We start from the raw sequence: 17,297 nt of genomic DNA, 5'->3' as shown, positions 1-17,297 counted from the left end.
GGCGCGGGGAGACCGAGAGGTAGTGCTCCATGCCGGAAGAACAGCACGGTCCTGGCGGGACGCCCGCGACGGCGGGTCCGCCCACGGACATAGGAACAGCGCCACCGGCGGGCGGATCGGCCGCGCCGGCCGCGCCGGCCGCGCCCGCCGTCGAGGTCGAGGGGTTGTGGAAGCGCTTCGGCGAGCAGATCGCCGTCGCGGGCATCGATCTCTCCCTGCCCGCGGGGCGGTTCGTCGGCCTGGTGGGGCCGAACGGCGCGGGCAAGACCACGACCCTCTCCATGGTCACCGGCCTGCTGCGGCCCGACCAGGGACGGGTACGGGTCGCCGGGCACGACGTGTGGGGCGACCCGGTCGCGGTCAAGGCCCGCATCGGGGTGCTGCCCGAGGGCCTGCGGCTCTTCGAGCGGCTGTCCGGGCGTGAACTCCTCAGCTACACCGGGCGGTTGCGGGGGCTGCCCGGCGCCGAGGTCGACCAGCGGGCCACCCAACTGCTCGACGTACTGGACCTGGCGGGTGCGCAGCACAAGCTCGTCGTGGACTACTCGACCGGCATGCGGAAGAAGATCGGGCTCGCCGCGGCCCTCCTCCACAACCCCGAAGTCCTGTTCCTGGACGAGCCGTTCGAGGGGGTCGACCCCGTCTCCGCGCAGACCGTGCGGACCGTGCTGGAGCGCTACACCGAGTCCGGCGCGACCGTCGTCTTCTCCAGCCACGTGATGGAACTCGTCGAGTCGCTGTGCGACTGGGTCGCCGTCATGGCGGGCGGCCGCATCCGCGCCCAGGGGACGCTCGCGGAGGTACGGGGTGACGCGCCGTCCCTCCAGAGCGCCTTCCTCGAACTGGTCGGCGCGCGCGGGCGCGGGACCGGGGAGACCCTGGACTGGCTGGGCGGGGCCCGGTGAACGCGACCGCGCTGACCCCGCTCTTCGTACGGCTGAAACTCTCGCTCCTGCGCAACGGGCTGCGGCAGTCGTCCGGCCGCAAGGCCGTGCACATCATCTCGCTCGTCTTCGCCCTGCTCATCGCGGCGGGCCAGTTCCTCGGCCTCGTCCTGCTGCGGGGCAACGCCCACGCGAGCACGGTGACCGTCCTGCTGGCCGCCGTACTGGCGGTGGGCTGGGCCGCGTTGCCGTTGTTCTTCCCCGGCGGCGACGAGACCCTCGACCCGACGCGGCTGGTGATGCTGCCGCTGCGGCCGCGGCCGCTGGTCGGGGCGCTGCTCGTGGCGTCGCTGGTGGGGATCGGGCCGCTGTTCTCGCTGTGCCTGCTGGCCGGCTCCGCGGTGGCGTCGGCGCGCGGGGCGGCGGGGGTGGTCGTGGCGGTGGTCGCCGTACCGCTCGCGCTGCTGGTGTGCGTGGCGCTGGCGCGGGCCGTCGCGGCGGCCAACACCCGGCTGCTGACGTCCCGCAAGGGCCGTGACCTCGCGGTCCTGAGCGGGCTGGTGATCGCGGTCGGCGCGCAGTTCGTCAGCTACGGGGCCCAGCGGCTCGGTGACGCGGGCGGCCTGTCCCAGCTGGCGCCGACGGCGGACGTCGTACGGTGGCTGCCACCCGCCTCGGCGCTCGGCGCGGTGGACTCGGCGAGCGAGGGCGCGTACGGGAGCGCGGCACTGCAACTGCTGCTCACCGTGGCGGCGCTGGGCGCGCTCCTCTTCGCGTGGGAACGGTCCCTGGTGAAGCTGATGACCACGCCGGACGGCTCCACGCTGTCGGCGGCGGAGCCGTCGCGGAAGGGGGCGTCCTCTCGGCCGGGGTCGCGTCCTTCCTCGCTCCGGCCGTCCTTCCTCCGGGTGCCCGAGGGGCGTACCGGCGCGGTGATCGTGCGCAGCCTGCGGTACGCGTGGCGTGATCCGAAGACGAAGGCGGGGTGGGTGACGTCGCTGGCGGTGGGTCTGATCGTGCCGCTGCTCAACGCCTTCCAGGGGAGCGGGTCGATCTATCTGTCGCTGTTCGCGGTGGGGTTGATCGGCGCGCAGATGACGAACCAGTTCGGGCAGGACACCTCGGCGTTCTGGATGGTGGCGCTGACGATCTCCTCGGCGCGTGACGCGTACCTCGAACTGCGGGCGCGGGCGGTGGCGTTGGTCCTGGTCGTGCTGCCGTACTCGCTGCTGGTCACGGCGTTGACCGCCGCCGTGCTCCGCGACTGGAGCAAGGTGCCCGAGGCACTCGGCCTGTCCTTCGCCCTGCTGGGCTCGCTGCTGGCGACGGGCGCGGTGACGTCGGCGCGGCTGGCGTACTCCGTCCCGCAGGACAGCGGCTACAAGAACGTGGCGCCGGGGCAGGCGGGGCTGGCGTGGATGTCGATGCTGGGAGGTGTGCTGGTCGGGGCGGTGCTGTCGGCGCCGGTGGTGATCCTGACGATCTGGCTCTCGGGGTCCGCGTCGGCGTGGGTGGTCCTGCCGGTGGGGGTGGCCTACGGGTACCTCATGGCGGAGGCGGGCCTGAGGGTGGCGGCCCCCCAGACGTCGGAGCGCCTGCCGGAGATCCTGGGGGCGGTGAGCAAGGGGTAGCCGCTCCGCTTCGGGGCGCGGGCTTGAGGGGGCGTCAGAACGGTGGTTCCGTGGAATAGGTGCCGTCCCAGGGCGGCATGATCACGACGGGCCTCGGCTGTTGGAGGATGTGTACCGCCTCCTCGATGCGGCCGAGGTCGATGAGCCGCTCGGCGCGGAGGGAGTCGTTGGCCGACGGGTCCTGTTCGAGGACGGCGAGGGCTTCCTCGGTACGGCCGGCCTTGGCGAGCAGGTCGGAGAGGTCGCAGGCCGCGTACCAGGTGTCGCCGTCGAGGTGCGCCCGCGCCTGCTCGATCGCTTCGTCGAGCAGGCCGCAACCAGCCATGAGCGGAAGCCGCATCGAGAAGAATTCCGGCTCCTCCCGGCCGCCGTGCCGAGCCTTGAGGGCGTCGAGGTAGGCCAGCCCCTCCTGGGCCCGGCCGTGGTCGGCGTACAGCGTGCACAACGTGTGAACGACCCAGTCCTCCGCGCCGCCGCGCCGGTCGGCCAGTGCCCGTACGACCTCGATCGCCTCGTCCACCCGTCCGAGCCGGACCAGGAGCCGGGACAGCGGGACGACCACGTGCCACATGTCTCCCGGTGAGGCACCGAAGGCCCGGTAGGCGGCGATCGCGCCTTCCGCGTCGCCACCTTCCTCCAGCAACTCGGCGAGGCGTTGCACGGCGTGCCCGTGGAACTCGGAAGACGCGTACGCACGCAGTTCCGCGACCCGATCGTGCCTCGCCAGCAGATCCGCCAGCTGGTCGCGCCCGTTGACGGAGGTGGAGGTGCGGGTGTGCAGCAGGGCGATCGCCTCCTCGACCCGGCCCTGGCGTTCCCGGACGGTGGCCAGCAGGCCGATCGCGTTGAACGGCTCGATCCGGATGTTGCCGCAGTCGGGGTCGTCGCACGCGGGGACGGCCGCGGCTATCCGGGCGGTCAACAACTCCGCCGCCTCCTCGTCCCGGCCCGCCGCTTCGGCGACGTCGACGAGGCATTGGGCGAGGAACCAGTCCTGCATCCCGGAACGCAGCAGCCCGAACGCCTCGTCGGCGCGGCCGTGGCGTGCCAACAGGCGCGCGAAGAAGACCCGCGCCTGGAGGTCTCCGGCCTCCGCGTACGGGCGGGACAGCACGATCGCCTCCTCCGCCCGGCCGTAGCCCTCCAGCAGCTCAGCCCGGGCGCGGGCCGCGGGCCACCAGTTCGTGGCGACGTAGGGGGCGAGCACCGCCAAGGCCTTCTCGCGCTGGCCGCGTTCCCCGAGCAGCCGGGACCACTCGACCGCGCAGAACCATTCTCCGCGGGTGGCTTGGAGCGCGACCTCTTGCTCGTGGCCGAGTTCGAGGAGTTTCGCCACGAGGTGTGCAGGTATGCAGCCCGTCGACGTCCGGGTCCGGTAGTCAAGATCTTCAGCGTCCACGCCAGGACCCTAGCGACCCCCGACACGCCGTTCCCCCGCCCACCTTGTCCTCAAGCGCCGGACGGGCTTCGGGGCCGGTGGGCCGCGCGGGTCAAAGACGTCCTCAAACGCCGGACGGGCTTGAGAGGGGTTGCGGTCGGGCGTGACCGTTGCGGTCAAAGATGTCCTCAAACGCCGGACGGGCTGGATTTGCCTGTACGCGCGCCTGGAAGGGGGGCGGGCAGGGGTCGTGTCCGGAACGTAGAGCGTGTTTTGTGTCGCGTGATGGGGGTTGCCCTCAACAACTGGTCGCGCGCGACGTAAAACATGCAGTGCAGGACATGACCCCTGCCCGACCCCCGGCGACAACCCGCAGATAGGCACCGGGCCGCAGCGGCACCATCAAGCCCGTCCGGCGATTGAGGACAAGCAGTGACCCGCGCCGCTACGGGGTCAGGACCTCGTTCAGGAAAGGCGCGATCGCCTCGTGCCAGGCGTCGGGGCGGTCGTAGTGGACCAGGTGGCCCGCGTCAGCGACCTCCGCGTACGCCCCCCGGGGCAGCACCCGCACCATCTCCTGCGCCTCCGCCCGCCCCAACTCCCCGTCCAGGCCGCGGACCACCAGCGTCGGGCACCGGACCTGCGCCAGCTCCTCCCAGTGCGCGTCATGCACCCACGTCTCCCGCGACGTCAGCATCTGGCGGCGCGAGAAGACCGGGCCCCAGCCGTCCGCCCGCTCCGCCATCACCTCCGCGTAGAACTCCCCGCGCGCCGGCGTGGGCCGCTCCACCCACGGGTCGTCCTCGCCGAACCACTTCCTGACGTCGGCGAGCGTCGCGAACGGAACCGGCCACGCCTTGAACCAGTCCTCCCACTCCCGCTGCGACGCCGCGCCCAGCGCGGACGCCCGCATGTCGCAGATGATCAGCGCCCGCACCAGGTCCGGCCGCTTCGCCGCGAGCTGCCACGCCGTCAGCGCGCCCATCGAGTGCCCGATCAGGGTGACCGGCGCCAGCCCGAGCTGTTCGACCACGGCCTCCGCGTCGGCCACGTACGCCTCGCGGGTGAAGGGGCCCTCCGCCGGCTTCTCGCTGCGCCCGTGGCCCCGCTGGTCGAGCGCGACCGCGCGGTGCCGCTCGGACAGCCACCGGGCCGTCGAGGCCCAGTGCGAGGCGCGGCCCATCAGTCCGTGGAGCAGTAACACGCCGGAACCCCGCTCGCCGTCCCCACCCCGCTTGGGCGGCTCGGCGAACTCCCAGGCGGCGAGGCGTACCCCCTCGGCTCCGGTCACATCGATGCGCTGAACCATGCGTCCTGGCACCCCCTTCGGTCCTGAGTGGTCGAGTCCGACCCCGCCAGACTATCGAACTCCCATTCGAATGCGTCGTTCTGGCCCACAACACCGCTCGTTCGAGTGACCCCGCTCAGGGATTGCCGGTCGCACCCGAGGGGAGATGTTCAGCGGGAGGCGGACCGCTCGGGGATGACGGTCCGAAAGCGCCGACCCCGGGAGCTCGGGGCTCCGGGTCGGCGCGGGGGAGGAAGGGCTCCGGTGCCGCGAGGCACCGGAGCCCTCTCCGTAGCGAGAGCGAGAGCGAGGAGAAAGGGAGAAGGAGAGGGGCCCGGAGCGCGCTTCGCACAGGGCGTCACCGCAGACCCACGCGCCGTGTCCACACCCGTGCCGTCGCATCCGCGCTCCCTCCCGCCCGCCTGAGCCGGCGCCCGCCCGGCCGATGTCTGCCTGACATATGCCCCGGCGAACAGCCCTGCACGCGCCCGAGGCGCCCGGGACAGTGGCGCGCTCCCCCTCGGCACTCCCCCCACCGAGCCCCGCGCCGGTTCACGCCCGCGCACGGCGCCGAACGACCCGGCGGCCGCGCGGTCGAACAGCCGAGTCGAACAGCCGAGCGCTCAGCGCTTGGCCACGAACACGTGCGACGCCACCTCCGCGTCCAGCTCCGCCGCCTCGCCGCTGCTGCCCACCAGCACCCCGCCGGGCGACTCCGTCACGCTCACCACGGACCCGGGCTGCACCCCGGCCCGCCGCAGCGTGTACATCAGCTGGGCGTCGGTCTGGATCGGCTCGCCGATCCGCCGTACCACCACCGTCTTGCCCTCGGCGCCCGGATCCAGCTCCGCCAGGCTCACCATGCCCGCGTCCAGGAACGGGTCGGCCTCGGACTTCTCGCCCAGCTCCTCCAGGCCCGGGATCGGATTGCCGTACGGCGACTCCGTCGGGTGGCGCAGCAGCTCCAGGACGCGCCGCTCCACCGCCTCGCTCATCACGTGCTCCCAGCGACACGCCTCCGCGTGCACCTGCTCCCACTCCAGGCCGATCACGTCGACCAGGAGGCACTCGGCGAGCCGGTGCTTGCGCATGACGCGGATCGCCAGCCTGCGCCCTTCCTCCGTCAGCTCCAGATGCCGGTCGCCGGCCACCTGGACCAGGCCGTCGCGCTCCATGCGGGCCACGGTCTGGCTCACCGTGGGCCCGCTCTGGTCGAGCCGCTCGGCGATCCGGGCGCGCATCGGGACCACACCTTCCTCTTCGAGTTCGAGGATGGTGCGGAGATACATCTCCGTGGTGTCGATCAGTCCGGACATACGTGCCCCTCGATAATCGTGCGCTGGCCCTGACCCAATTCTGACGCATACCGCTGACAACCGTGCCGCGCCGGAGGCACCGAAGCCGCGGCGGACCGTCCGGGTGTGGCGCGAAAGCGGACGGGAGACGGACAGGAGGCGGACGTGAAGCGTATTGACAGAGCAATGGTCCAGACCTCAACGTGATCGGCGGCACCGGCATTCCCCACCTCCCGCCCCACCCCTGGAAGGGTCCCCCATGAGCGAGAGCAAGCTGGCCGACCAGTTCTTCGATGCCGCGATCGGCCTGCTCCAGCGCGTACGGGACACGGAGGCGGCGAACATCGCGGCGGCCGGGCGGGCCATCGCCGACACCGTCGCGGCCGGGGGCCGGCTGTTCGCCTTCGGCGCCGGGCACTCCTCGCTCGCCGCGCAGGACGTCGTCTACCGCGCGGGCGGCTTCGCCCTGATGAACCTGCTGGCCGTGCCCGGAGTGGTCGGGGTCGACGTCATGCCGGCCACGCTCGGCTCGGCGCTGGAGCGGGTGGAGGGCCTCGCGACCACCGTGCTCGACGCGAGCCCGGCCACCGCCGGCGACGTCCTGGTGGTCATCTCGCTCTCCGGGCGCAACGTCCTCCCCGTCGAGATGGCGTCGCACGCGCGGGCGCTCGGCCTGACCGTCATCGGGGTGACGTCGGTGGCGTACGCGAGCAGCACCGAGGCCCGCAACCCCCTCGGCGGCTTCCTCAAGGACCACTGCGACATCGTCCTCGACAACGGCATCGCCGTCGGGGACGCGGAACTGACCGCCGACGGCATCGAGGCGCCCTTCGCGCCCGCGTCGACCGTCGTCACCAGCGCCCTGATGCAGGCCATGATGGCGGCGGCGGCCGGCGAACTCGTCGAGCGCGGCACCGAGCCCCCGCTGCTGCGATCGGGCAATGTGGACGGCGGGCCCGAGTGGAACGTACGGGTGATGACCGAGTACCGCGACCGTATCTTCTACCGCCACTGACACGACGGCGGTACGGGAGAGCCGGCCGGGGTCCCTGGGAATCGTTCCCGGGGACCCCGGCCGTTCGATTCTCCGCAGAAACGCTACTTTGCGTCACCCGCGCGCCGCTTGGCGAAATTTTGATCTTTCACGCGAAGGTAATGTTCGGGCAAAGTAGAGGAAGCTCCGGTCTTGCATCATCGGAGCTGCCGGCCCGACGGCGCACACCATCGCGCCGTTCTGCCGTATCGAACCGAAGGAAGTCCGATCCGCGCGGAGGAAATCTCCCGCGGACGGCGGCACCACGGAAAGGGCGAGCTGTGAGATTACGAACCCACCGTGTGCCCGCCGTCAGATGTCGGGCCCACTCGGCCTGACCCGGCTTCCCGGACGACCCCACGGCGGCCGCTCCACCGGCCACCTCCCCGCCGCGACCCGGCGGGCACCGCGGCCACGGGCCGCCCAGGTCGTCCGCCCGCGCCACACCCCCCACTGACCCGACCACACCGCGCCCCGGCCAGACCGAGGGTTGCAGGAGGCAGGCCATCATGAAGTCACTCGTCGATCACGCCCGTACCTTCTCCGTCCAGGTGGCGGAGCGTCCCGAGGAGTTCCGAGAACTCGCCGCGGGGCAGACCCCGCAGGCACTCTTCATCACCTGCTCGGACTCACGGGTGATCCCGTCCCTGATCACCGGCGCCCGCCCCGGCGAGCTCTTCGAGCTCCGTACGGCGGGCAACATCGTCCCCCGCTACGACGAACAGCGCCCCAGCGGCGAGACCGCGACCATCGAGTACGCGCTGCGCGTGCTCGGCATCCGCGACATCGTCGTCTGCGGGCACTCCCACTGCGGGGCGGTCGGCGCCCTCGTGCGCGGCGACGACCTCTCCGCCCTGCCCGCCGTCCGCGGCTGGCTCGACCACGGAGTGTCCTCACTGCCGGCCGGACAAGGCCTGGCCCACGCCGTCCGCCACCACGCGGCGGCCCAGCTCGACACGCTCCGCGGCTATCCCTCCGTGCGGGAACGGATCGCCGACGGCACGCTCGCGCTGCACGCCTGGTACTACGAAGTGGACACCGGCGCGATCAGCGCCCACCGGCCCGACCTGGGCGGGGAGTTCAAACCGCTGTGACGGCGACACCGCCCGCACGGCGCCTTCCCCACCACTCGTCCGCTCTCGGACCGCACAGCTAGGAACCCCCCTCATGCTCACGCTGTTGAAGGACCCACGGGTCCTGAGGCGCGACATCCTCGCGTCCCTCGTCGTCTTCCTCGTCGCTCTCCCCCTCTGTGTCGGCGTCGCCGTCGCCTCCGGGGTCCCGGCCGAACTGGGCCTGGTCACCGGTATCGTCGGCGGGCTCGTCGTCGGCTTCCTGCCGGGGAGCTCACTCCAGGTCAGCGGCCCCGCCGCCGGCCTCACCGTGCTCGTGTACGAAGCCGTGAAGGAGTTCGGCATCGGCGCCCTCGGCGCCATCGTGCTCGCCTCCGGTCTGCTCCAACTGGCCCTGGGCGCCTTCGGGTTCGGCCGCTGGTTCCGGGCCATCTCCGTCGCCGTCGTGCAGGGCATGCTCGCGGGCATCGGGCTCGTGCTCGTCCTCGGACAGGTGTACGCCATGGCGGACACCGCCCAGCCCTCCGGCGGCCTCGGCAAGCTCGCCGGGCTCCCGGGGCTGGCCTGGGACATCATCACCGACGGGACGACGCTCACCGCGTTCCTCGTCGGCGCGGGGACGGTCGCCGTCCTGGTGCTCTGGCCCCGCTTCCCGGACCGCGTGCGGGCGGTCCCGGGGCCCCTGGCGGCGGTGGCACTGGCCACCGGCGCGACACTCGTGCTCGACCTGCCGCTCGCCAAGGTGGAGGTCAAGGGGCTGCTCGCCTCCGTCCGGCCGCCCGGCCTCGACGACTTCGGCGTGCTCGCCGGGGTCGCGGGGATCGGTACGCTGCTCGCCTTCACCCTGATCGCCTCCGCCGAGAGCCTGTTCAGCGCCGCCGCGATCGACCGGATGCACGACGGTCCGCGTACGGACTACAACAAGGAACTCATGGCGCAGGGCGTGGGGAACACGGTCTGCGGGGCGCTCGGCGCGCTCCCGATGACAGCCGTCATCGTCCGCAGCGCCGCCAACGTCCAGGCGGGGGCGCGCACTTCGCTCTCCCGCATCCTGCACGGCCTGTGGCTGCTGCTGTTCGCGGCGCTGCTGCCGGCCGCGATCGGTGTGATTCCGCTGGCCTCCCTGGCGGGGGTGCTGGTGTACGCCGGGTTCAAGCTCGTCCCGGTGAAGGAGCTGGCGCCGCTGTGGCGCGACCACCGGGGTGAGGCCGTGGTCCTCGCGGTCACGGCGGTGGCGATCCTGGTCACCAACCTCTTCGAGGGCGTGGTCCTCGGACTGCTCCTCGCCGTGGTGAAGACCGCGTGGGAGATCTCGCACCTGCACGTCGACGTACGGGAGCTGACCGGCGGCCGGCTGGTGGTGTCGGTCACCGGCAACGCCACGTTCCTGCGACTGCCGCGGATAATGGAACAGTTGGAGGGCCTCCCGAAGGACCGTCCCATCGAACTGGACCTGTCGGGGCTGCGCCACCTCGACCACGCGTGCCGCATCTCCCTGGAGAACTGGGCGCTGCGGCACAACGACGCCGAGACGGAGCCGGTACGGCTGCTGCCCCCGGCGGCGGCGGTACCCCGGGCCCGGGGCGTGGACGAGCGAACCACGGGCAGCGGAGCAGGCTGACCGCCCCGGCCGCCGAGCGGGCCCCGGATCGTCCCTCACGGACGCCCCGGCCCGCCCGGCGGTCGGGACTCGGGCGGGCGGCGGCCGGTCACCGGCCGCGCACGCCCGCCGCGCCCCGCCCCGCGAGCCCCCGCACCGCGAGCTACCCGCGTAGTTCCCGTGCCAGGTCCAGCAGGGCTGCCACCCGGAGCGTCACGTCCTCCGCGTACACCGCGTCGGGTCGCTCGAAGGGTGGGCGGCTCGCGCTCCGCAGGAATGTCACCACCCCCAGCGACCTCCCCCGGCTCCGCAGCACCGTGCACAGCACGTGCACCGTGTCCGGCGGCCATTGCCGCGACACCGCCCACGTCGGCGGCGCGGCGGCGCCGCCCGGCGCACTCGCCCGGACCGAACCGATCCGGTCCATCGCCTGGAGCGCCGGGTGCCCGCTCCCGTACCGCACCGGGATCCCGCTCGTGACCAGCGGCATGCCCGGCCCCGCGCCCCCGCCGGAAGGCGTCGCCGCCGCCCGGACCAGCCGCACCGGCCCGTCCGACGACGACGCGACGAAGGCCGCCGGGCGCTCCCCCTCCACCACCAGGTCGAGCAGCGCGTGGTCCGCGAAGCCCGCCAGGGCGAAGTCCAGATGGACCACCGCCGCCTCGGCCGCGTCCTCGCACTCCGACGCCGCCCGCCCCGCGCGGTGCAGCTGACCGGAGCGGAACCGCAGCCGGTCCGCGTCCTGCGCCGCCAGCTTCGTCTCCGTGACGTCCTGGAACATCCAGCCCACGCCCAGCGGCACCGGCTCCTCCGCCAGCGGGGACGCCAGCCGCAGGAACCCGCTGCGCCAGCAGCGCCGCCGCCGCCCGCCCTCGGCCGTGGGGACCGTCACCCACAGCTCGACCAGCTCCCGGGGCGCGCCCTCGGCCAGCACGTGGTGGAGCGCCGCCTCGACCTCCTCGACCCCCTGCGTGACCAGCTCGGCGAGGGGCCGGCCGAGCACCGACGTACGCCCGGAGCCGAGCGCCCGCGCCGCGTGCCCGTTGACGACGGTCGGGCGGAGGTCGACGTCCAGGAGGACCACGCCCCAGGACGCCTCGTCGAAGAGGGCCTCGCTGAGCGCTATGGACCGCTCCAGGTCGATCTGCGCGTGGACCTCGCTGAACGCGCAGTACACCCCCGCGGGCTTCCCGTCCGCGGCGCGCACCCCGGCCGACTGGGTCCGTACGAGCACCCGGCTGCCGTCCTTGCGCAGCAGCGCGAACTCGTGGACCTGGCGGCCCGGCGCGTCCATCGCGGCCATCAGCCTGCCCCGCACCTCGTCGGCGTCGGCGGTGCGCACCGCCCAGCCCGCGAAGCCGCGCCGGCCGACGGCCTCGGCGGCCGACCAGCCGAGGATCCGCTCCGCCTCGCGGTTCCAGTGCGTGATCACACCGTCCGCGTCGAAGGCGCAGAGCGCGGCGTCCATGCCGTCGAGCAGGGCCGCGAGCAGGTCGGAACCCGGCCCGTCGCGCTCCGGCTCCCGGGCCGCCTCCGGTCCGGAGCCGGGCCCGGAGCCGGGCGCGGAACCCGGCTCTTCCGGCCCGGGCACGCTGGTGGTCCCCCTGCGAGAAGCACTCATCCTGGCACCCCCTGGCAGGACGTCTCCGCCTGTGCTGGCGCACGTCCGATCATTCAACTTGAACGTGACTCAGCACACACATCGTTCCCCGAAATCGACTCGTCCAACAAATCTCGAAGCTCTTCGAAATTCACTTGAGCCTGCCGGGAGAGGCGCCTAACGTTGCACGCACACCGAAAGGAGGTGATCCGGAACATGATTTCAGTCCGGACAAGTGAGGTGGCTGCGGGCTAACGGCCTGCCAGTCGCACTCTTGCAGTGCTCGGCCGGTCGTCGGCCGAAATCCCAAGCAGTCACCCGACCCGCAAGCCGCCGGTATGTCCGGCCGGCTCCCTCCCCGGAGGGACCACGGCTTGCGGGTCGTCCGCGTGTAAGGGAAAGCCCGTACGGGAAAGCCTTTCCCCGCCTCACGGGCAGAGCCGCTCCACCCGCCAGTCCTTCCCCTCGGCCACGTACCGCAGCCGGTCGTGCAGCCGGTTCTCGTGCCCCTGCCAGAACTCGACCGTCCCGGGCACCACCCGGAAGCCGCCCCATCCGGGCGGCACCGGCACCTGTTCGCCCTCCGGGTAGCGAGCCGCCAGGTCCTCGTACCGGGCGAGCAGCTCCTCCCGGGTCCCGATCGGGCTGGACTGGTCGCTCGCCCACGCCCCGAGCTGCGAGCCGTGGGGGCGGGTGCGGAAGTACGCGGCCGTCTCGTCGCGGCCGACCCGCTCCGCCCGGCCGGTCACGAGGACCTGGCGGGCCAGCGGGTGCCACGGGAAGAGCAACGAGACGTACGGGTTCTCCCCGATCTCGCGGCCCTTGCGGGAGGTGTAGTTCGTGTAGAAGACAAAGCCGCGGTGGTCGTACGCCTTGAGCAGCACGGTGCGGGAGGACGGGCGGCCGTCCGGGGTGGCCGTCGACACGACCATGGCGTTGGGCTCCTGCAGGCCGCCGGCCACGGCGTCCGTGAACCAGCGGGAGAACTGGTCCATGGGCGCGGGGGCCAGGTCCGTCCCCAGCAGCGGCATGCTGCGGTAGCGCTCGCGCATGACGGCGGGGTCGGGCGCGTCGGACGGAGGCCCGGACGGCAGTCCGGTGGATGCCTCGGCGGGCGGGGAGTCGGGCAACTCGGAAGGCACGGAGTCAGACACGTGCCTCATCTTGCCGCAGGGGCCAGTCTTCCCGGCACGGAGTGCCACCAATCCTCCCCGGATGAAATCGGGCACTGTGCCGGATATCACGCTTCCCCGCCTCGGAGGAACCCGCCAAAATCCATGGGCGGGGCTCTGTGGCCTTCCCACATCGGAAGCCGTCGTTCCCGCTTCCCCGCCGGTGGGTGACCATTCGCCGATCGGGGCATCACCGGGGTGACCGGACCGGTACCACCCGTCGCACACATCATGAGGAGCCGCCTGATGTCCGACTTCGTACCCGGACTCGAAGGAGTCGTCGCTTTCGAGACGGAGATCGCCGAACCGGACAAGGAGGGCGGATCGCTCCGCTACCGGGGCGTCGACATCGAGAACCTGGTGGGGCAGGTGTCCTTCGGCAACGTCTGGGGGCTGCTGGTCGACGGCGCCTTCGACCCGGGCCTGCCGGCCGCCGAACCCTTCCCGATCCCGGTCCACTCCGGTGACATCCGGGTGGACGTGCAGTCCGCGCTGGCCATGCTCGCGCCGGTCTGGGGCCTCAAGCCGCTCCTCGACATCGACGAGACCACGGCCCGCGACGACCTGGCGCGGGCCGCCGTGATGGCGCTCTCGTACGTGGCGCAGTCGGCGCGCGGTCAGGGCGTGCCGATGGTGCCGCAGCGGGAGATCGACAAGGCGGGGAGCGTCGTGGAGCGCTTCATGATCCGCTGGCGCGGGGAGCCCGACCCGAAGCACGTGAAGGCGGTCGACGCGTACTGGACGTCGGCGGCGGAGCACGGCATGAACGCCTCGACGTTCACCGCCCGGGTGATCGCCTCGACCGGCGCCGACGTCGCCGCCGCCCTGTCGGGCGCGGTGGGAGCGATGTCGGGGCCGCTGCACGGCGGCGCCCCGTCGCGGGTCCTCGGGATGATCGAGGAGATCGAGCGTACGGGCGACGCGTCGGCGTACGTGAAGCAGGCGCTCGACAAGGGCGAGCGGCTGATGGGCTTCGGCCACCGCGTCTACCGCGCGGAGGACCCGCGGGCCCGCGTGCTGCGCCGTACGGCCCGGGAGCTGGACGCGCCGCGCTACGAGGTGGCCGAGGCGCTGGAGAAGGCGGCGCTGGAGGAGTTGCACGCGCGCAGGCCCGACCGGGTGCTGGCGACCAACGTGGAGTTCTGGGCGGCGATCGTGCTGGACTTCGCGGAGGTCCCGGCGCACATGTTCACGTCGATGTTCACGTGTGCGCGTACGGCTGGCTGGTCGGCGCACATCCTGGAGCAGAAGCGCACGGGCCGCCTGGTCCGTCCCTCCGCCCGCTATGTGGGTCCCGGCACGCGGAACGTGGACGAGATCGAGGGCTTCGCCGGCCTCTGAGCCGCGTGGCCGGGCGGTGGGGCGGCGCTCACGCCGTCCCGCCCCCCGGTCCGCCCAGGACCCCGTCCAGGATGTGCGACCACTGCGCCACCACCCGTGCGCGGCGCCTGCCGTCGTCCGTCAGGAGCGTCGCCAGGCCGAGGCCGCGGGCCATGTCCAGGAGGCCCTGGACCGTTTCCCGTACGCCCGGTACGGACTCGTCCGCGCCCAGGAGGGCGACCGCGCTGCGGTGGGCCTCGCGGCCGACGCGCGCTTCCAACTCGGTGACGCGGGGCCGGAGTTGTTCCTCGTCGGAGGCGGCGACCCAGAGGTGGAGGGCGGCGCGGAAGAGCGGTCCCGTGTAGAGCGCCACGATCCCCTCGACCGCTTGGCGCCGGTGCGCGGGGCCGGCCGGGACGAGGGCGCGCAGGGCGGTGGAGCGTTCCTCCGCCACGTACTCGACGGCGGCGGTGAACAGGTCCTCGCGCGTGGGGAAGTGGTGCTGCGCGGCGCCCCGCGAGACGCCGGCCCGTTCGGCGACGACGGAGACCGTGGAGCCCGCCCAGCCGTGTTCGGCCAGGCAGGACACGGCCGCCTCCAGGAGCCGCATCCGGGTCGCCCGGCTGCGGTCCTGCTTCGGGGCGGCTACCGCACCCATGCCGCGTCCCGCCGTTCCAGGAACGCGGCGATGCCCTCGCGGGCCTCCGCCGACACGAAGAGCGACGCGGAGCGCTGGACCAGGTCCTCGGCGTGGTCGTCGAACGCCCGCAGCACGTCCGCCGTCAGGAGCCTCTTCGACTCGGCGAGGCCCTGCGGGGACGCCTTGCGCAGCCCGTCCAGTACGGGTGCGAGGGCCGCGTCCACGTCGTCGGCGGCCTCCGTGAGGATCCCGGCCCCGACCGCCGCCGCCGCGTCGAAGCGCTCGCCGGTCAGGTAGTAGCGGGCCGCCGCCCGGGGCGCGAGCCGGGGCAGGAGCGGCAGGGAGATCACGGCGGGCGCGACGCCGATCCGTACCTCCGTGAACGCGAAGTCCGCGGCCGTACGGTCGGCGAAGGCGAGGTCGCAGGCGCCGAGCAGCCCCAGCCCGCCGGCCCTGACATGGCCGGTGACGCGCGCGACGACGGGTTTGGGCAGCTCCACGATCCGCCGCATCAGGGACACGAACGTGTACGGGCTGGCCGGTTCCTTGAGGTCGGCGCCCGCGCTGAAGGTCGTCCCGGTGTGGGTGAGCAGCACGGCCCGTACGGCGGGGTCCCGGGCGCAGGTGTCGAGCGCGGCGCGCAGCGCGTCGACGAGCCGGGCGGACAGGGCGTTGCGGTTGGCGGGCGAGTCCAGGGTCAGGGTGGTGATGCCCCGGTCGTGGGCGGTGGTGACCAGGTCGTCCGTCACGTGGTGATCTCCGTTTCGCGGTCCCTCAGTTGGCGTCTGAGGATCTTGCCGGAGGCGGCGCGGGGGACGCCTCCGATGAACTCGACCCGGCGGATCTTCTTGTACGGGGCGACACGATCGGCGACGAACGACATGACGTCGTCCGCGCCGAGCGACTCCCCACCGGGCCGACGGACAATGTAGGCCTTCGGGACCTCGTTGCCGTCCGCGTCGTGCACGCCGATCACCGCCGCGTCGGCGATCGCGTCGTGGGTGAGGAGCAGCGCCTCGAGTTCGGCGGGGGCGACCTGGAAGCCTTTGTACTTGATCAGTTCCTTGACGCGGTCCACGACGAACAGCCAGCCGTCGCCGTCGGTCCTGCCCACGTCCCCGGTGTGCACCCAGCCGTCCGCGTCGATCATGGCGGCGGTCTCGCCGGGGCGGCCGAGGTAGCCCTTCATGACCTGCGGGCCCCGGATGAGGATCTCGCCCTCGCCGCCGGGCTCGGCGTCCTCGTCCGGGTCGTCGAGGCGGACGAGGCGCATCTCGGTGCCGGGCAGGAGCTTGCCGACGGCGCCGGGCGGCGGATCGGTGGCGTCGAGCGGGACGATGTGCGTGCCGGGCGACAGCTCCGTCATGCCGTAGGCCTGCCGTACGGGCGGGAGGTTCAGCCGGGCCGAACAGGCCGCCGCCAGGCGGGCGTCGAGCGGGGCCGCCGCGCACAGGACGTACCGGAGCGAGCTGAGGTCGTACCGCGAGACGGCCGGGTGCTTGGCGAGGGCGAGGACGATGGGCGGGGCGACGTACAGGCCGGTGATGCGGTACGTCTCGATCGCGGCGAGGAACTGGTCCAGGTCGAAGCGGGGCAGGACGACGACGGTCGCGCCGTGCCGCAGGGGCGCGTTCATCAGGGCGGTGAGGCCGTAGATGTGGAAGAACGGCAGAATCGCGAGGATGCGGTCGCCGGGGCCCATGGGGACGACGGGTTCCATCTGCGCGAGGTTCGTGGCGATCGAGCGGTGGGTGAGCATGACGCCCTTGGGGACGCCGGTGGTGCCCGAGGAGTACGGGAGGACGGCGACGTCCTCGCCGGGGTCGACGGGCACGGTCACCCGGGGGGCGGTGGACAGCGCCAGGTCGCGGACCGAGCGGTGTCCGACGGCCCGGTCGCAGACGAAGATCTCCTGGATGCCGCCGACCAACTCCGCCGCCCGGCGGGCCACTTCGAGGAGCGCCCCGACCGTGACGATCCAGCGGGCGGCGGAGTCGCGGAGCTGGGTGGCCAACTCCTCGGCGGTGGCCAGGGGGTGGGCGGTGGTGACGGACGCCCCGGCCCGGGTGGCGGCGTAGAACACCGCCGGGTACACGACGGTGTTGGGGCTGTGCAGGGCGAGGACGTCCCCCTTGCGGACACCCGCTTCGGTGAAGGCCGCGGCGAGGGCGCGGTGGTACGTGTCGAGCTGGCCGTACGTCATGCTCGTACCGTTCGTGCCGTCGACCAGGGCCACGGTGTCGCCGAACGCGGCGGCGCGGCCGAGGACGGCCTCGTGGATGGGCAGTTCGACGGCCGGGACATCCGCGTACTCGCTGTGGAAGATCATGACGACCCCTTCGACGCTTCGGCGCGCGCGACATGAACGCCCAGAATCGCGTGT

The 17,297-nt window shown here is 72.7% G+C and carries 14 protein-coding genes; 6 read left to right on the top strand and 8 right to left on the bottom strand.

Annotated features, from left to right (window positions below; genetic code table 11):
* The first annotated feature begins 29 nt into the window (after positions 1 to 29).
* A complete protein-coding gene (locus HA039_RS19825; RefSeq protein WP_167031680.1) occupies positions 30 to 905 on the top strand; it encodes an ABC transporter ATP-binding protein in 876 nt (291 codons plus the stop codon).
* A complete protein-coding gene (locus tag HA039_RS19820; RefSeq protein ID WP_208298658.1) occupies positions 902 to 2,515 on the top strand; it encodes a transporter in 1,614 nt (537 codons plus the stop codon). The genes HA039_RS19825 and HA039_RS19820 overlap by 4 nt, the downstream gene beginning before the upstream one ends.
* A 34-nt stretch (positions 2,516 to 2,549) precedes the next feature.
* On the opposite strand, the gene HA039_RS19815 is transcribed toward HA039_RS19820, so the two are convergent.
* The 3 genes from HA039_RS19815 to HA039_RS19805 all read right to left on the bottom strand — a co-directional run bounded on the left by HA039_RS19815 (position 2,550) and on the right by HA039_RS19805 (position 6,497).
* Positions 2,550 to 3,914, bottom strand: a complete 1,365-nt coding sequence (locus HA039_RS19815) for a tetratricopeptide repeat protein (protein WP_167031676.1) — start codon at positions 3,912 to 3,914, stop codon at positions 2,550 to 2,552.
* A 424-nt stretch (positions 3,915 to 4,338) separates the two neighbouring features.
* Positions 4,339 to 5,202 (bottom strand): alpha/beta fold hydrolase, encoded by an 864-nt coding sequence (locus HA039_RS19810; RefSeq protein WP_167031673.1) that lies wholly within the window; start codon positions 5,200 to 5,202, stop codon positions 4,339 to 4,341.
* 602 nt (positions 5,203 to 5,804) lie between these two features.
* On the bottom strand, positions 5,805 to 6,497 hold the full coding sequence (locus HA039_RS19805; RefSeq protein WP_167031670.1) for an iron-dependent transcriptional repressor DtxR: 693 nt from the start codon (positions 6,495 to 6,497) through the stop codon (positions 5,805 to 5,807).
* 238 nt (positions 6,498 to 6,735) lie between these two features.
* Between HA039_RS19805 and HA039_RS19800 the strand changes: the two genes are divergently transcribed.
* The 3 genes from HA039_RS19800 (at position 6,736) to HA039_RS19790 (ending at position 10,203) form a co-directional block, all read left to right on the top strand.
* The gene (locus HA039_RS19800; RefSeq protein ID WP_167031667.1) at positions 6,736 to 7,491 is read left to right on the top strand and encodes an SIS domain-containing protein; all 756 of its coding nucleotides are present in this window, start codon (positions 6,736 to 6,738) and stop codon (positions 7,489 to 7,491) included.
* A gap of 527 nt (positions 7,492 to 8,018) precedes the next feature.
* Entirely contained in the window at positions 8,019 to 8,603 is a 585-nt protein-coding gene (locus HA039_RS19795; protein ID WP_167031664.1) for a carbonic anhydrase, read from the top strand.
* 73 nt (positions 8,604 to 8,676) lie between these two features.
* On the top strand, positions 8,677 to 10,203 hold the full coding sequence (locus HA039_RS19790; protein WP_167031662.1) for a SulP family inorganic anion transporter: 1,527 nt from the start codon (positions 8,677 to 8,679) through the stop codon (positions 10,201 to 10,203).
* 142 nt (positions 10,204 to 10,345) lie between these two features.
* On the opposite strand, the gene HA039_RS19785 is transcribed toward HA039_RS19790, so the two are convergent.
* Positions 10,346 to 11,803 carry a PAS domain-containing protein gene (locus HA039_RS19785; protein WP_167031659.1) on the bottom strand — a complete coding sequence of 486 codons (1,458 nt, stop codon included), beginning with the start codon at positions 11,801 to 11,803 and terminating at the stop codon, positions 10,346 to 10,348.
* Positions 11,804 to 12,210: 407 nt separating this feature from the next.
* On the bottom strand, positions 12,211 to 12,945 hold the full coding sequence (gene pdxH / locus HA039_RS19780) for a pyridoxamine 5'-phosphate oxidase (RefSeq protein WP_425086368.1): 735 nt from the start codon (positions 12,943 to 12,945) through the stop codon (positions 12,211 to 12,213).
* Positions 12,946 to 13,200: 255 nt separating this feature from the next.
* Between pdxH and HA039_RS19775 the strand changes: the two genes are divergently transcribed.
* Positions 13,201 to 14,295, top strand: coding sequence for a citrate synthase 2 (locus tag HA039_RS19775; protein WP_167031656.1), 1,095 nt, complete (start codon positions 13,201 to 13,203; stop codon positions 14,293 to 14,295).
* Positions 14,296 to 14,323: 28 nt separating this feature from the next.
* On the opposite strand, the gene HA039_RS19770 is transcribed toward HA039_RS19775, so the two are convergent.
* The 3 genes from HA039_RS19770 to HA039_RS19760 are packed head-to-tail and all read right to left on the bottom strand — an operon-like array spanning position 14,324 to position 17,243.
* The gene (locus HA039_RS19770; RefSeq protein ID WP_167031653.1) at positions 14,324 to 14,932 is read right to left on the bottom strand and encodes a TetR/AcrR family transcriptional regulator; all 609 of its coding nucleotides are present in this window, start codon (positions 14,930 to 14,932) and stop codon (positions 14,324 to 14,326) included.
* Complete coding sequence (locus HA039_RS19765; protein ID WP_243869591.1) at positions 14,920 to 15,663, bottom strand: enoyl-CoA hydratase family protein; 744 nt, start codon at positions 15,661 to 15,663, stop codon at positions 14,920 to 14,922. The genes HA039_RS19770 and HA039_RS19765 overlap by 13 nt, the downstream gene beginning before the upstream one ends.
* Positions 15,660 to 17,243 (bottom strand): 4-coumarate--CoA ligase family protein, encoded by a 1,584-nt coding sequence (locus tag HA039_RS19760; RefSeq protein ID WP_167031650.1) that lies wholly within the window; start codon positions 17,241 to 17,243, stop codon positions 15,660 to 15,662. The genes HA039_RS19765 and HA039_RS19760 overlap by 4 nt, the downstream gene beginning before the upstream one ends.
* Between the last annotated feature and the right edge of the window lie 54 nt (positions 17,244 to 17,297).

The sequence above is a fragment of the Streptomyces liangshanensis genome (assembly GCF_011694815.1).
GTDB classification, from domain to species: domain Bacteria; phylum Actinomycetota; class Actinomycetes; order Streptomycetales; family Streptomycetaceae; genus Streptomyces; species Streptomyces liangshanensis.
The sequence above is the reverse complement of the archived record's forward strand: the minus strand, read 5'-3'. Positions and strand labels throughout refer to the sequence as shown.